The following is a 12,568-nucleotide window of genomic DNA, read 5'->3' as shown; positions in this document are numbered from 1 at the left end:
CATGACTAACGTAATGTAACTGATTAGGCCAGTTTCAGCAGGCACGTCCCACACGCTCTTGCGATATTGAGATTGCCTACATCGGGTTTATTGTTTGCTGCGTCAATCATCTCTTGGACTTCAACGCTTGCGCCGTACCGTCGAACCACGCCAACAAATTCTTCAACATCATGGCCGCGCAGTTTCAATACCGGCTGACCTTCTTTGTTGAACTTGGGTGCGCCAAATTCATCAGTTGCTTGTGCGATATGGTAAAGCTCATGTTCTATCAGTGCGCAGAAATCAAGGTCTGGGCATTGAGCGCAGTAATCAGCAGCCAGGGTGATGATGAATGTCGGCACATCACCGAACCATTCGTACATCTGCTGTTCCATCCGGGCCTTTTGCCAGCCACCGGCTCTCATTGCTACCTGTTCGGCTTGACCAAGGACGGTGCGGCCCTGTTTTTCAAACGCAGATGATGCCCACATGATTTTTATGTCAGCGTCAATTAAGTGGCTGTGGTCAGGGTTATATAATTCGCCATCGTCACTGAGTATTTGACTGTTGACCCATTCAAGCACTTCAGTGGCGGGAACCAATTCAATGTGAGGTCTGAACTCATTAACGAATGATAATGGCGGATATGGCCGCTTCATTTGTGTATCTGAATTAGCCATAACAGAATATTCCGCTGGTTGGTAAAGTATCCCGCCCTGTAATGGCGAGACAAACATGATTGAAAATCTATATAAGATTCTGTCAAAGGCACTTGTTAGTACCTTTTGCAGAGTTTTATAAATAGCATCCAATAAAAAACCGCCCGTAGGCGGCTTAACTATTCTTGTATGTATGGCTTCCAGCGCTGGATTACAAAATTTCTATAGTTAATCTCAACAAAACCTTCGACATTTCTAATTTTACGATCTCCAGCATAATCACAAAGGATGTTGCCCTGATCACTCTGAAGCCAAATGCGTTGATAAAGTGCTGGCTCTTCTACCTCTATGTCGATCCATTCCATCATTTACATCCTCGGTTAGTGTTCTCCTACACAATACCAAGGACCTGCTTCATTTTGTAATTGGTAATTAAAAGCCGTTGTGAAAGTGGCCCTCGATTTGTCTTTATTATCAACGGGCTCATTTTTGAGCCGGTCATGCCGCCTGATTATTCAACTGCCAAGAGGCCCACAGTCCCGCTATCCACTGAACACCCTTCGGTGTGAATTTAGCCTGGGTAAATGCATGTCCGTTATTAAGGTTCTCACCGGTTTTGACAGTGAATCGGCCTGCATCAATATGCGGGGCGCGAGGCGTCATCTTCCCACCAAGAACGTACATAACATTCGAAGCAATCAGGAACGCCCTGAACTCAGGCTCTTTCGCCTTCAGTAACTTGCAAGCCTCACGGAAGCCAAATGAACCGGATGCATTGACGTAGTTATCAACGAAATCAGCTTTTGGAGCAGCGACAGCCAACTCATTTTTCAATTTGGCATTATGCTCTGCCAAGTCAGCAGCAAGTCGAAGTGCTTCTGGTAAGCTTTGGGGGATGACTGGGCCATGCATTACCTTGAGCTTTGCTAATATGGAACGGCGAACCGCTTTAGATTCCCGCATTCCAATGAGAGTCATCTGCTCCATGTTGAGCTTGTAACCCCGCACTGCACGACTAGCTCCCTGTTCAGTGGTCACGTAAAAGTTTTCCGCGACCCCTAAATCGTCAATTTCATCTTCAATACGAGAAAGAAAGTGGCGATTCTCTACTTCAGGCTCCCCGTACTCAAGCCGTGCCGGGTTGATGATGTTCTTTAGGAATTCCAAGCTAGTCATCGTTGCTTCTTGGTCCACTGCGATCATGCTTTTCATATCGGATATACCTTTTAGTGATGAACCTTGTTCGCACAGGAATACGGCCCTCAGAAGGCATCCGACAGCCAGCCGGTTCCTCAAGGGTCATCCTGAAAGGTTCTGAGTGATTTGCGCTTGCGATAGCGCGGTGATTTACTGCCAATAAAAAAGGCCCAGTCGTTAAACTGAGCCTTCATGTTCTTTGTTCGCGGCTGTGCCACTCCTCTCGGCGTTGCTACACCACTTACGGCTTACCCGTCAGCAAGAATGGCCCTGTGAAACAGGCGATCACCTCCATCTAGAGAAGCTATCTATTCCTTGTCGGGGGAATTCTTTCTTTAGTTTTGAATAAGCTGACTCAAATCCTATCTGCTCACGCCAGTATCTGAATCTCTGCCAAGTGATATGCCATGCTGGGTACCAAGCCATTGCCAATCCTTATTTCAGGCACACGTTAGTGATATACGCCTGCAAGCCGTTTATTTGGCTGGTTGCAATTCCGATTCGCTCGCGGAGATCGATATAATCCCGTTGAGCGGACTCAGTAAGTCTGGCGCTGGCATCATCATGGACGCTGGCGGCGGTGGTGGTTTTGGACACTGGCTTTGTACACGTTGCGTTGAGCTGCAACCGCTTAGTGCCAGAAGCGATATCAGCACGAAGGCGATCATTTTCAGATTTGGCATCTGCCAACTCCTTGGTGTATTTGATATCGATAGCGGCTACGGCTTGGCGCTGGGTTTCTATCTGGTCGAGAGTGGCTTGTTGCTGCTTGGCTACCTTGCTTAATTCGGCTACATCACGGTTAAGTGATTGCACTCGGTAGTGGTAATAAGTCAGTCCAAATAGCGACGCGATGATTATCGCAACGAGAGCGGCGGTTAATTTCCCAGACATAACGCCTTCTCCTTCTCGCGCCGGATAACTAAGCCGGGCAATTGCTTGCCGCCGCCGTACGTCCAGCGAGGGAATTGATAGCAGGCTTCAGTGAACTTCCCCTCTCGCAGCATCCGGTACATCGTGGATTTCTGCATCTGGGCGCAACCGGCATTAAAGGTGATAGACGTGACCGCATCGAATTGACCTTGGTTCAGCTTGTTGCCATTGCCGTATTTGTTCACGCAGGATTCCGCCTCAAGGATGTTCTTTTCCCAGTCTGCGGCTATCTGAGTATCGGTCTTAATGACTCCAGCCTTGACGCCATGAGTATTGCCAATGCCATCAGTAAGCACTCCGGCCGGACAGACGTATGGGTCACGGCGGCATGACTCGGCATTGCCAATAAGCTCCAAACCCTTCTCGCTGGTTCTCACCGTTCCGTTAGATACGACGATTGCAATAATGGCTGATACAGCACAAGCGGTACCGGTAGCAACGCGCTTTAATGTCGCCATTATTCGGACTCCATTTGCTGTAAGGCTTCATTGACTACTTGAATAGCTTCCGGATGACTGCCAATCGGCTTTCCCTGCAAGTAGTCTTTTAATATCTGCGTCCTGTCCTGCTGCTCTTTAATCTGAGCCGCTTTCTCTCTTCGATTCGCGTAATACGTCTTTATGGTGAACCAGGCACTTATCAGCGCGCCGATTATAAAAATGTATTCCTGCAAGCTAAGAGCGGAGAACAAAGCAAGTGAGGCTGTCCACCAGTAAGGTAATTGCCCGGTATCGTTCATCTTCATGACCCACCCCCCAGTTGGGGATATATCCCCGGCATTGGTCGGGTGCTGTTGTGTAGGGAATAGCCCGCCGCCGTGATCCATTCAGACACAGAGTTTGCTTGAGGGTGATTGACGCTGGCGGCGGGCTAAATAAAAAAGGCCACCAAATTGGCAGCCTTAAAAGTTGGTATGTGGTGTCCGGCGCTAATCTCGGATATGTCAGACTCTCACTGCGCTACTCCGTGTGTCGGGGAGTGGTTCTACACTCTCCCTTGCAGGCCGTCTGCTGGAGTTTTGCCAGCCTGCACGGTCACTTCATCTCCAGTATTGCGGCTCTTTAGCATGAGCATTCACCACATTCGGCTGGGTACTGTTTCACAACGATCGGATTAACCAATCCAGTACCCATGCGAATGTAGAATGCAAAAAGGCCGCCTTAGCGACCTTGATAGTGATATTCGTACTGCCACTTTTGAGGCGATAACCAAACCTTCTCTAGCTTGTAGGTAAGTAAGTCGAATGTCGCCTTGGGGTTTACATCTCTTGATAGCGGCGCTGTTAAAGGTTCAAGCTTAGGATGCATATTTATGTATGGCATCGGATGGCTTCCCACAGTGACCAATTCACCGTCGTACTGACCGCCTACAATCATTATTTCCATATACAACCTCGCCTAGTTGTTCGTCATGGTTCGCTATGGCAGGCGGTGACGATACCGCTTTTCGATTGGCCTATCTAGCCATAGCTAACAAAAAAGCCCAACCGGTTATGGCTGGGCCTTTAATGTTGCTCGACTCACTCCCCAACACTGCCATGACATTATGGGGACTACGCGTTGTCATGGCCGGATACCTACTTGTCGAGCGGTGGTATCGTATGCTCTTCAAAAAGCCCTGGCGATTAACCGAGGCTTCTAATTTTACTGACCTCTCAGCCAGTATGGTTGGAGTTCCAGACCTAAGTCGAAGTGACCAACTCGGCGGTATCTGTGAGTTAGGAGCCGCCGCTTATTCCCTAACTCACCGCTCTTTCGCTTTTTGCTCCCGAGCCTACATGAAATATACACTTTCATTACTTATTTTCAAGTAAAAATGAAAATAAGTTTATGCGGCAGACTTTATTAGCTCTAACTCAGCTCTTAAATCATCTTGCAGAACCATATACACCTTCGCATCAAATAAACTAATGCACCATCTAACTCGATCTGCACACTGTTTGTTAGTCAACCAGGGTGAAACTTGGTATTGCATATAATTTGCGAGATCTTGCACAGGGTTCCTGTCAACATAGTACTTACAGGCGATCACATATATTGGATTGTCAGTTCTAAAAGCTTTAAGAATGGCCTTCTCGACGAAATCAGCTTCATCCTCATCGTTGGCGCGTTGTAACATGTCGCTGATAGTTCGTTTAGGCCATAAAATCGACTGAGCTTTAGTAAGCAGCTCACCCCCCTGATACCCAAGCTTTCTCAAATCCTCCATTACTCTGGTAAATCTATCCGTATCTTCAACGCTCCATCCAGATATAAATCTCCATATCCCGACCCCATCAGCTCCACCACCGTAACCACCACCGCCAAACTCTTCAGCCCATACACAAAGGATCGCTTTAATCCATCGTTCCTGCATTGGTGTGAGTTTTTTGTATTTACCCAGATAACTCTTTCTTGGTGCTTTTGCCAGTTCCTGCCATGCGGTTGGTTTCACGCTGCCTCCTGAGTTTCTTTTAGCCGCTTCAATTCCAGCCGGTAGTAATCACGAATGCCTTTTAACTCTTCAACGGTGTAACTGCGGCGTTCATGGTTATTTTCGATAGCCTCAACGGTTTCAATGCCAATACGTTTGATCAGCTCGACACGGTACGGAACGATATTCCCGCTCTTGTGCTGATTGCAGACTGAACATTGTTTGTGGATTTGTCGGGGGTCGAATCTGAATTGAGGTGCTGCTGCGGTTGTTCTGTAGTGCCCAGCGTCCCACTGTGCTGCTGAATCGGTGCCACATGATACGCAGGGTAGGTTTGAATCTCGTGCTCTTACAAAGGCGTTGACGGCTTGCTGTGCTTGCTTAATCCAATACGTTTTTGGCTTGGCGTTAATCTTCCTGACTTTTAACTCTTTCCTTTCCTCCCTCTCCTTCTCCCGTTTTCGCTTTAGTTCGCTAGCCTCGTCTCGCCTTCGCTTATCTTTCATAACAAGGACTGCATACTCAATTCTGTGTTCCTCATTGCACCACCACTGATAAATCTTTTCTGGCTTGAACCTCGCTTTGCATACTTTGCAGTTACGATGGCTCGGTAGCTTGTTTATCATCAGCTTCCTCCTTCGCTGCTTTATCAATGCATTTCTGATGAGCGTAGGTTTCACCCTTGTTAAGCATCAGGAAGCAGAAGATACATATTGATTGGGGGAGTTCAGGCATGGCTATTCCCCCTGGATCTGAATCATCGTCAGCTGACGCCCTGCCCCAAAAACTGCGCCGGTGTCGATGTAGAGTTGATTTTTAAACTGGCTGGCTTTGCTCATCGGTGTGTGCCCGAATATGAATTGTTTGGCCCCTGCTATTTCTTCCCCTTCGCCACCCAGCGCATACCTCACGCGCTCACGATTCCATATGACGTGTTGTTCGCTCACCGGCTTGCCGAAGTGATAACTGTCTGATGGGTAATCAGCGTGGGCTATTACATATTTGCCGGAGTCGGTGCTGACTTCGATAATTAACGGAAGATTTGCAGCCTGCTTAATCAGACTGGTGGCCAATAGTTTTTCGTCAGTATCGAGCTGGAAGTACCAAATGCCGCCGTTAACCAGCCAGTGGGAGTATTCTTCGCTGGCCAGTGCATCAATCGCCATCTGCTCATGGTTGCCACGAACGGCACGAAACCAAGGCTGCGTTATCAGGTCGAGGCATTCGACGCTCTGCTCACCGCGGTCAATCAGGTCACCTACGGATATCAGCAAATCTTTGCTTTCATCGAAATCTACTGAGAGTAATTTCTCATTAAGCATGTCCAGGCAGCCGTGAATGTCACCAACGACAAATATTCGCCGGTAGTCGGCCCCGTTAATCTTTTGGTAAATATCAGGCATTCTTTCTACTCCTGAGTCTTAGCCAGCGCTTAGCTAGTAACGGATAGATGGCGTCATATGTGGGTATTTCGCTGGCGGGGATTTGGGGTTTAGGCTTGGTTCGAGAGGTCTTGCGGAATATCAGGTTATCTATGGCTATCTGAGTGCTACTTCGTCGCGTCATCTTCGCGCTCCTATCCCCCAGTAGAACAGTGCAGCGGGCCACGCTATACCGAGCAAAGAAACTGACAGCATGCTTACTTGTTTGCCTGCATTTTTCATTGTCGTGTGTGAGTATTCAGTCACCATCCCAGCCATCCAGAAATAAGCTGCGACTAATATCAGAGTAATCATGCTGCCACCTCCCCCTTGTCACCGAACCGGTTGGCCCACTCCACCTCTCGCTCGGCATCATCGCTAAACTTCACGTTATGCTCAGTGCCGAACCAGTAAGCGGCCTCGATAATCTCTACCATCTCGCTCTTTCTCATCTGGCTTGTTCGATGACCAAAACGAACATAGCCACCTGTAATGCCCGGTGCCTGTCTGCGTTCCTGCTTCTTGGTTTCTGCTACAAGGTCAGTGATTAAGTCCTTCCAGTCCTCTTTGCTGTACTTCACGCCATGCCAGAAAACCTGCTCCGCAATGTCAGTAAGCAGCGGCCACATTTTGTTATTTTGTGGAAGGCTTCGCTTGGGTTCCTGGATGATGACTTCTTTGGGGGATTTGAAATCGAGCGGTGTATTTCTGATGGCTGCTATTGCGTTTTGTTTGATGCTTTCGTTTAGAAGTAAGTATTTCTGTTTATCCATTTCCTATCACCTTTTTTGGGGTAGGTATAATTTCAACGTTTCTGGTTCGGACTAATACCGGTGTCTTGCTTCGCCCGGTCAGAGCCATTGCGAACTGCTCAGGCGTCATTGATACGGTGATTGACTTCCCCATCGAGAATGTCAGGCATATTTCAATGTTCGGCTCTTCACCGTTCGTCCGGTTGATATCTAGCTCGGCTATGGTTCTCATACTGGCTTCTCCGGTGCGGCGGGTAGAGGCATCCAGTGTGTGACTCGTCCGGTTAATTCCCGCTCACTCCACATATCGCCGTTCCATGAGCAATTCCATTGATAATGGCTTTTCCCCAAGCAGTTCTGTTCTTCGACATAACACCAATATCGACCGGAATCTTTAGGCGTCTGGTCACTGCACTTAATCCAACCTTCCGGTATCTCCGGAGAGTTCAACTGAGGTGCGTCATACAGCGGAGCTGGTTCACCGACATAAGAATCAGCCTCTTCTTTCGAGTGGCACAGAATCCCTTTAACTTCCCAAGCAACAGGCTCAGCCCTCTTTGCAGCTAACGCGATTCGGGCTAGGGCTGCTACTTCATCACCTGTAAAAAACATTGCACTAGCACCTAACTGTTCCAGTCTCTCTACAGTGAAACTATCTAATTCTTTCATGTGGTTACCTCAATAGCAGAAATCAACAGTGAATTCGTTTTCACAATCTGGGCATGTAACGTCAACGTCGCGGGTTGCATGTGTGTCGTGCTCTAGTGGCTCGAAACCAGCATCACAGCGGAAGTCTTCATCATCCATCATGTCAAATCGCTCATGACACTTAGGGCACGTTACATGCAATTGGATATCCCAATTGGCGTAAGTTTTTACCGGTTCAATACTCATTCACTCTCTCCCTTGATTAGAATACCGGTAGTGCGGAGGGATAAAACTAAGGCTTCACGCATCTTATTTGGGGAGGCCCAATAGGTATCTTTGAATGTTATTTTTGCTGGCAACTCCACCTCGATGCTTTCTCGCGACGCTTTCCATGCTTCAAAATACTGTTGCAATGGCATGTTCCAGTAACCGCCATCATCAAACTTTTCAGCAATCATCGTTTTGCTTTGGGGCCACCAAGTAACCACCCAAGCTTCAAAGTCAGACTGCGATTTAGTTATGTCCATCAAATGTCTCTCCCATACTTCCGGCCCTGCGGCGCTGCTGATGTTTTACCCTTGCAAATGTCGTGAGCACTCTCCTGATCTGTTGGCAGGAAGTGACCATTTTTGAAGAGTTGATAAACAGTTCCTAGGGTGCCGAATCGGTTTTTAGTTACGATGATTTCGCCATAAGGTGCGGCTGGGCTGTCTTCGTTGTAAACAGCCTCGCGATACAGCATCACGATAGTGTCAGCGTCTTGCTCAATGCTGCCTGAATCACGCAGATCGGCATTAGTTGGGCGGCGCTGGCCAGCCGGTCGTTTTTCCACATCACGCGATAATTGGCTCAGGCAGATAACAGGGGTTTTCAAATCCTTCGCCATTGCTTTAAGTGAGCCGGTAATGTGCGCTATGGCTAAGTCGTTTCGCTCTGCTTTTGGTTTTGAGATAAGGCCGAGGTAATCAGCCAGAATGAGAGATAGCGCTGGGTGCCGCTGTTTATGCCTTTCAGCAATGCTGCGCATCTGTTCAACGTTAAGCTTTGATGCATCAACAACCCAAACATCAAGCCCTTTTAGCATCCCAATGCCTTGGGAGATCCGCGCCCAATCTTCGTCACCCATTCGGCTTGGTTTTCTCAGGCTAGACACTGGCATGTTGGAAGCACCAGCAATTGACCTTTCGATAACCTGATGAGCACTCATTTCCATTGAGAAGATCAGCACGCCACGACGCTCTACGATGTCACCACGAGTAACGTATGAATCAGCTACCCCCTCGGCAATTTTTAGCGCCAGCTCTGTCTTACCCATTCCCGGTCTGGCAGCGACAATCATCAAATCTTCAGGGTTTAGGCCGCCAGTGATCTCGTCCAGCTCGTCAATGCCAGTTTTCAGTGTGTCGGATGATTCCCCGTTCTTGAGTCGCCGCTCCAGCACATCAGCATAAGACTCTAGAAGCTCATCGATGTGGGTTGGAATGACTTCAGTGCTAGGCCTGCCCATGCTGTTAACTTTGGTCATGAACGCTTCAATTCCTGCAAGCGCCTGCTCATAGTTATTGGATTGAGTGATGCTGTCGTAATTGGTTTCCATCAGTTTGGAAAACTGGCGGATCAGGTGGTATTTGCTCACTACCTGCGCATAGCCTTTTAGGTTGGCGGCGCTGGGGCAGCTCTTGGTTGTCATGATGATGTTGGAGAAATTACCCTCACCCATGGCCTCGGCAATCATCAGGCTATCAATCAGACCGCGAGTGGAGGCTTGCCGCTTAATCTCTTTGAACGTCTCACGGTACAGAGAAACCGTGAAAGCATCCGGATCTACGGTTGCCAATACTTCGTTTGCATCTGGCGTGTATCCGCTTATCAGCAGCCCACCAATAACACTGGCTTCGATATCAATGTTAATCACAGCTCACCCCTTCTCACTTTCCGTAGCGTTTCTGGTTTCATCAGGTATTCAAAGCTTGCCTTCCATCCGATCCCGTCAGAACCGCCGAAATAGAAATCTCGGGCATCTTCGATAAACCCAGCAAAATAAGCCCTGAAGCCCTCGACATTTTTCTTTGCCAAGTGCTGAGCCAGTTCACGAATGGCTATCTCCCGATCCCTATCCAAATCAGCCTCTGGAAGTTTCCCTGCGGTAACCTCGTTGTAAGCATCAATAACGGCTTGGCAGTCAATATCAATGCTGCTTTGAAGCCATTTCTCAGCATCGGACAAATACCCATCGAACCGGGTTACGGCACAAAGACTTTTTGGTTTAGGGCATGAGTTACCGCGGCGTTTCCAGACCGTTAAGGCCCAGCGAGTGACTAAATTCAGGTCTTGCAGGGTGTAAGCTGAACGACTGGTTGTTGCTGTTAGCAGGGTGAGATATGGCTTGGCATCACGACAGGTGCTTTTTGATATCTCGTTGTAGTATTCCAAGGCCTGTTTTGCCTGATTTAAAATCTCATCCATCTCATCCCCTTGGGGGACTATAGGGGGTATATCTTTTAAATTGTTTAAAACATTCTTGTTATGTTGGACAAATGGTTGGACGGAACCTTGGACATCAACACCATCAGAGACCAGTAATGGCGCGGGTTTGGGTTGGACAAATGGTTGGACGGAACCTTGGACAGATTTTCCAGACTGATAACTGTCATAATTTATGATGGTGAACACCGTTCCGAATGGCGTTCCCCTCTTAGAAATCATCCCCTCATTCTCAAAAAATAACCAAAGCCGCTGAACTTCTTTAACCGGTAATGGCTCCCCTTTTTTATCGAGCAAGAGCAATGAAAATACCTTTGCTGTAGTAACTAATTGACCTCGCTCTAAAGGCCATTCTCTGTCGGCAAATTGCTGTATGCGAGCCTTATGACTGGCCCTACCAATTAACTGAACCCATGTAGCAAGTTTTATTGGATCACGCGCCCAATCCGCAAATAGAGCGCTTCTGAATATAGCGACATGGCCTTGCTTCTGATTCTCCATGTGGGAACCCCTGCGCTGAACTTGCGCTGGAAATTGAATGAGATTTTCAGCGGTGTTACTCATTGGCTTTCCCCTGCATAGCCTTAAGCTCCTTGAACTTCTCAACGAGCTTGTTTCCGAATATTGGGTTGTCCACGCAGACCATGACTAATTCGTCTGGCTTTGCAGAACGCTGCTGAGTAACATCTCGCTGTTTTGCGTTAGTTTTCTTTCGCATGTATAATTACCTCTGTAATTGGCTTGCATACCTGATTACCGATGCCCTAACAGTTGACGCTGTTGGGGCATTTTCATTTGGGATATTCATGATTAGATGCGCATTGGCATGATGACGACGGTGCCTTTATCGAAGGCGCTATGAAGCTCTACGATGGAAGCATCGGTGTTACCATTTGGTTTGATTTTTATGCCGCAGAATTTAGGGCTATAGAGTTTTGCCGCTTTCTCAATATCAGCTAGATATCCAGCGTTGAATCCTATCTCATCAGTAGGTTTGCTTTTGAAGTTGGAAATAATCCGCTGAATGTCAGGGAATCGACCATCTACCACTTCACAAATACCAGCACCTATGCGTGTTCCGTTCTCGTCAAGGTAAGCTACAAGGCCGCTATCAGTGTCAATCTCAGCCTTTTCAAACTTAGTCACCTTAGGGCCTTTAATTGCCACAATGATGGTTTCGGTAAGTTCTTTATTTTCATGCTCACCAATAAATGCACGGTGCCCATCAGTGGCGTATAACTTTCCATCAGGCGCAAAGCAGATCCCATTTAAGTAGTAGCGAATATCTTTATGAGCCTGAAAAATCATGGCACTTAGAAGTGCGGCTTTACTCAGTGTTAAAATCATTTTTAACCTCAAAAATTTATTGTGATTTGTTCGAAATCCCTGCCCTTCTGTTGGGATTTTTGTTTTGTGAGCGCTCCAAATGCGTCCTGAAATGCTCTACTTATCGGGCTTATCTCAGATGCCATCCCAAAAGCACAAAAGACCGCCGCCATAAAGCGCCAGTCAATCCGGCTTATCTTCGATTCATGACATCCAACCATGCCCGCTAGACCACGCTGAGTTAGCATGCTGAGGTTAATCAGCAGATCTGTTTCTGCTCGGTCAATTTGTCGCTGTGTTGGTTTGCTGTTACTTGCACGTTCCATGCGTAATACTTCCCTTGTGGTTTAGATGTTGTTACGTGACAAAGCTGTGAGCCTGTCACTTTGGTGTTCACCCGCATTGCGGCGGGGTGAGGTCAGTGGTGTTAAAGAGCGGTAGTGCTTAAGCTGCTTTAGTTGCAGCTTCCATGTATCTTTGCGGGTAAAGAATTTGCATCTCAGTAATCATTCCGTCGTAAAAACGAGATAATTTTTCAGCCATTTCCAGAGAAGTAACCTGGGTACCGCGCTCAATTCGACTGAGATTTCCAACATCGCACTGAACAGCCAGGGCTACTTCTGCGATTGTCAGTTTTTTCTCTACACGCATTTTCCTAAGAGGTGTATGCATATTACGCTCCTTTTAATTGCGCTATACGCATATTACTACGCAAATTTGATTTGCGCAATGCGCTTTGCGTGACGCGCTAATTGGT

23 protein-coding genes are annotated in these 12,568 nt (G+C 47.6%); 1 reads left to right on the top strand and 22 read right to left on the bottom strand.

What is annotated here, in order from left to right; all coding sequences use genetic code 11:
• Positions 1–23 precede the first annotated feature (23 nt).
• From ACNSO8_RS24800 to ACNSO8_RS24770, 7 genes are all read right to left on the bottom strand, one after another.
• On the bottom strand, positions 24–659 hold the full coding sequence (locus tag ACNSO8_RS24800; protein WP_418396214.1) for a putative metallopeptidase: 636 nt from the start codon (positions 657–659) through the stop codon (positions 24–26).
• 158 nt (positions 660–817) lie between these two features.
• Positions 818–1,006: a hypothetical protein gene (locus ACNSO8_RS24795; RefSeq protein WP_418396213.1), complete on the bottom strand. Its 189-nt coding sequence runs from the start codon at positions 1,004–1,006 to the stop codon at positions 818–820.
• A 130-nt stretch (positions 1,007–1,136) separates the two neighbouring features.
• Positions 1,137–1,850, bottom strand: a complete 714-nt coding sequence (locus ACNSO8_RS24790) for a phage antirepressor KilAC domain-containing protein (protein WP_418396212.1) — start codon at positions 1,848–1,850, stop codon at positions 1,137–1,139.
• Between the two features lie 420 nt (positions 1,851–2,270).
• A complete protein-coding gene (locus ACNSO8_RS24785; RefSeq protein ID WP_418396211.1) occupies positions 2,271–2,729 on the bottom strand; it encodes a lysis protein in 459 nt (152 codons plus the stop codon).
• Positions 2,714–3,226, bottom strand: coding sequence for a lysozyme (locus tag ACNSO8_RS24780; protein WP_418396210.1), 513 nt, complete (start codon positions 3,224–3,226; stop codon positions 2,714–2,716). The genes ACNSO8_RS24785 and ACNSO8_RS24780 overlap by 16 nt, the downstream gene beginning before the upstream one ends.
• Positions 3,226–3,507, bottom strand: coding sequence for a hypothetical protein (locus tag ACNSO8_RS24775; RefSeq protein WP_048620322.1), 282 nt, complete (start codon positions 3,505–3,507; stop codon positions 3,226–3,228). The genes ACNSO8_RS24780 and ACNSO8_RS24775 overlap by 1 nt, the downstream gene beginning before the upstream one ends.
• Before the next feature lie 421 nt (positions 3,508–3,928).
• Entirely contained in the window at positions 3,929–4,153 is a 225-nt protein-coding gene (locus ACNSO8_RS24770) for a hypothetical protein (protein WP_418396209.1), read from the bottom strand.
• 35 nt (positions 4,154–4,188) lie between these two features.
• Between ACNSO8_RS24770 and ACNSO8_RS24765 the strand changes: the two genes are divergently transcribed.
• A complete protein-coding gene (locus ACNSO8_RS24765) occupies positions 4,189–4,581 on the top strand; it encodes a hypothetical protein (RefSeq protein ID WP_418396208.1) in 393 nt (130 codons plus the stop codon).
• Between the two features lie 14 nt (positions 4,582–4,595).
• Here the strand turns inward: ACNSO8_RS24765 and ACNSO8_RS24760 are convergent, their stop codons facing one another.
• From ACNSO8_RS24760 to ACNSO8_RS24690, 15 genes are all read right to left on the bottom strand, one after another.
• Complete coding sequence (locus ACNSO8_RS24760; RefSeq protein WP_338383094.1) at positions 4,596–5,201, bottom strand: hypothetical protein; 606 nt, start codon at positions 5,199–5,201, stop codon at positions 4,596–4,598.
• On the bottom strand, positions 5,198–5,806 hold the full coding sequence (locus ACNSO8_RS24755) for a recombination protein NinG (RefSeq protein ID WP_418396207.1): 609 nt from the start codon (positions 5,804–5,806) through the stop codon (positions 5,198–5,200). The genes ACNSO8_RS24760 and ACNSO8_RS24755 overlap by 4 nt, the downstream gene beginning before the upstream one ends.
• A gap of 111 nt (positions 5,807–5,917) precedes the next feature.
• Positions 5,918–6,574, bottom strand: coding sequence for a metallophosphoesterase (locus tag ACNSO8_RS24750; protein ID WP_418396237.1), 657 nt, complete (start codon positions 6,572–6,574; stop codon positions 5,918–5,920).
• Positions 6,575–6,742: 168 nt separating this feature from the next.
• Entirely contained in the window at positions 6,743–6,916 is a 174-nt protein-coding gene (locus ACNSO8_RS24745) for a hypothetical protein (protein WP_418396206.1), read from the bottom strand.
• Positions 6,913–7,374 (bottom strand): recombination protein NinB, encoded by a 462-nt coding sequence (locus ACNSO8_RS24740; protein ID WP_418396205.1) that lies wholly within the window; start codon positions 7,372–7,374, stop codon positions 6,913–6,915. Before ACNSO8_RS24740 ends, ACNSO8_RS24745 begins: the two co-directional genes overlap by 4 nt.
• Complete coding sequence (locus tag ACNSO8_RS24735) at positions 7,367–7,585, bottom strand: hypothetical protein (protein ID WP_418396204.1); 219 nt, start codon at positions 7,583–7,585, stop codon at positions 7,367–7,369. The genes ACNSO8_RS24740 and ACNSO8_RS24735 overlap by 8 nt, the downstream gene beginning before the upstream one ends.
• Positions 7,582–8,022 carry a DUF551 domain-containing protein gene (locus ACNSO8_RS24730; protein WP_418396203.1) on the bottom strand — a complete coding sequence of 147 codons (441 nt, stop codon included), beginning with the start codon at positions 8,020–8,022 and terminating at the stop codon, positions 7,582–7,584. Before ACNSO8_RS24730 ends, ACNSO8_RS24735 begins: the two co-directional genes overlap by 4 nt.
• Before the next feature lie 9 nt (positions 8,023–8,031).
• On the bottom strand, positions 8,032–8,247 hold the full coding sequence (locus ACNSO8_RS24725) for a hypothetical protein (RefSeq protein WP_418396202.1): 216 nt from the start codon (positions 8,245–8,247) through the stop codon (positions 8,032–8,034).
• Positions 8,244–8,528 (bottom strand): hypothetical protein, encoded by a 285-nt coding sequence (locus tag ACNSO8_RS24720; RefSeq protein WP_418396201.1) that lies wholly within the window; start codon positions 8,526–8,528, stop codon positions 8,244–8,246. Before ACNSO8_RS24720 ends, ACNSO8_RS24725 begins: the two co-directional genes overlap by 4 nt.
• A complete protein-coding gene (locus ACNSO8_RS24715) occupies positions 8,528–9,913 on the bottom strand; it encodes a replicative DNA helicase (RefSeq protein ID WP_418396236.1) in 1,386 nt (461 codons plus the stop codon). Before ACNSO8_RS24715 ends, ACNSO8_RS24720 begins: the two co-directional genes overlap by 1 nt.
• A complete protein-coding gene (locus ACNSO8_RS24710; RefSeq protein WP_418396200.1) occupies positions 9,913–11,049 on the bottom strand; it encodes a hypothetical protein in 1,137 nt (378 codons plus the stop codon). The genes ACNSO8_RS24715 and ACNSO8_RS24710 overlap by 1 nt, the downstream gene beginning before the upstream one ends.
• The gene (locus ACNSO8_RS24705; RefSeq protein WP_418396199.1) at positions 11,042–11,203 is read right to left on the bottom strand and encodes a hypothetical protein; all 162 of its coding nucleotides are present in this window, start codon (positions 11,201–11,203) and stop codon (positions 11,042–11,044) included. The genes ACNSO8_RS24710 and ACNSO8_RS24705 overlap by 8 nt, the downstream gene beginning before the upstream one ends.
• Before the next feature lie 92 nt (positions 11,204–11,295).
• Positions 11,296–11,832, bottom strand: a complete 537-nt coding sequence (locus ACNSO8_RS24700; RefSeq protein WP_049525811.1) for a hypothetical protein — start codon at positions 11,830–11,832, stop codon at positions 11,296–11,298.
• An 8-nt stretch (positions 11,833–11,840) separates the two neighbouring features.
• Entirely contained in the window at positions 11,841–12,137 is a 297-nt protein-coding gene (locus tag ACNSO8_RS24695) for a CII family transcriptional regulator (RefSeq protein WP_227719851.1), read from the bottom strand.
• 118 nt (positions 12,138–12,255) lie between these two features.
• The gene (locus tag ACNSO8_RS24690; RefSeq protein ID WP_418396198.1) at positions 12,256–12,483 is read right to left on the bottom strand and encodes a helix-turn-helix domain-containing protein; all 228 of its coding nucleotides are present in this window, start codon (positions 12,481–12,483) and stop codon (positions 12,256–12,258) included.
• Positions 12,484–12,568: the final 85 nt, after the last annotated feature.

The organism is Yersinia sp. LJYL362, assembly GCF_048323875.1.
The sequence above is the reverse complement of the archived record's forward strand: the minus strand, read 5'-3'. Positions and strand labels throughout refer to the sequence as shown.

Bases quoted from the DNA above. Each gene is read 5' to 3' on its own strand.
- ACNSO8_RS24735 (WP_418396204.1), bottom strand. From the start codon at position 7,585: ATGAGAACCATAGCCGAGCTAGATATCAACCGGACGAACGGTGAAGAG.
- ACNSO8_RS24720 (WP_418396201.1), bottom strand. From the start codon at position 8,528: ATGGACATAACTAAATCGCAGTCTGACTTTGAAGCTTGGGTGGTTACT.
- ACNSO8_RS24725 (WP_418396202.1), bottom strand. From the start codon at position 8,247: ATGAGTATTGAACCGGTAAAAACTTACGCCAATTGGGATATCCAATTG.
- ACNSO8_RS24700 (WP_049525811.1), bottom strand. From the start codon at position 11,832: ATGATTTTAACACTGAGTAAAGCCGCACTTCTAAGTGCCATGATTTTT.
- ACNSO8_RS24765 (WP_418396208.1), top strand. From the start codon at position 4,189: ATGGCAGGCGGTGACGATACCGCTTTTCGATTGGCCTATCTAGCCATA.
- ACNSO8_RS24780 (WP_418396210.1), bottom strand. From the start codon at position 3,226: ATGGCGACATTAAAGCGCGTTGCTACCGGTACCGCTTGTGCTGTATCA.
- ACNSO8_RS24705 (WP_418396199.1), bottom strand. From the start codon at position 11,203: ATGCGAAAGAAAACTAACGCAAAACAGCGAGATGTTACTCAGCAGCGT.
- ACNSO8_RS24785 (WP_418396211.1), bottom strand. From the start codon at position 2,729: ATGTCTGGGAAATTAACCGCCGCTCTCGTTGCGATAATCATCGCGTCG.
- ACNSO8_RS24730 (WP_418396203.1), bottom strand. From the start codon at position 8,022: ATGAAAGAATTAGATAGTTTCACTGTAGAGAGACTGGAACAGTTAGGT.
- ACNSO8_RS24770 (WP_418396209.1), bottom strand. From the start codon at position 4,153: ATGGAAATAATGATTGTAGGCGGTCAGTACGACGGTGAATTGGTCACT.
- ACNSO8_RS24755 (WP_418396207.1), bottom strand. From the start codon at position 5,806: ATGATAAACAAGCTACCGAGCCATCGTAACTGCAAAGTATGCAAAGCG.
- ACNSO8_RS24775 (WP_048620322.1), bottom strand. From the start codon at position 3,507: ATGAACGATACCGGGCAATTACCTTACTGGTGGACAGCCTCACTTGCT.
- ACNSO8_RS24690 (WP_418396198.1), bottom strand. From the start codon at position 12,483: ATGCATACACCTCTTAGGAAAATGCGTGTAGAGAAAAAACTGACAATC.
- ACNSO8_RS24745 (WP_418396206.1), bottom strand. From the start codon at position 6,916: ATGATTACTCTGATATTAGTCGCAGCTTATTTCTGGATGGCTGGGATG.
- ACNSO8_RS24795 (WP_418396213.1), bottom strand. From the start codon at position 1,006: ATGATGGAATGGATCGACATAGAGGTAGAAGAGCCAGCACTTTATCAA.
- ACNSO8_RS24695 (WP_227719851.1), bottom strand. From the start codon at position 12,137: ATGGAACGTGCAAGTAACAGCAAACCAACACAGCGACAAATTGACCGA.
- ACNSO8_RS24740 (WP_418396205.1), bottom strand. From the start codon at position 7,374: ATGGATAAACAGAAATACTTACTTCTAAACGAAAGCATCAAACAAAAC.
- ACNSO8_RS24800 (WP_418396214.1), bottom strand. From the start codon at position 659: ATGGCTAATTCAGATACACAAATGAAGCGGCCATATCCGCCATTATCA.
- ACNSO8_RS24790 (WP_418396212.1), bottom strand. From the start codon at position 1,850: ATGAAAAGCATGATCGCAGTGGACCAAGAAGCAACGATGACTAGCTTG.
- ACNSO8_RS24710 (WP_418396200.1), bottom strand. From the start codon at position 11,049: ATGAGTAACACCGCTGAAAATCTCATTCAATTTCCAGCGCAAGTTCAG.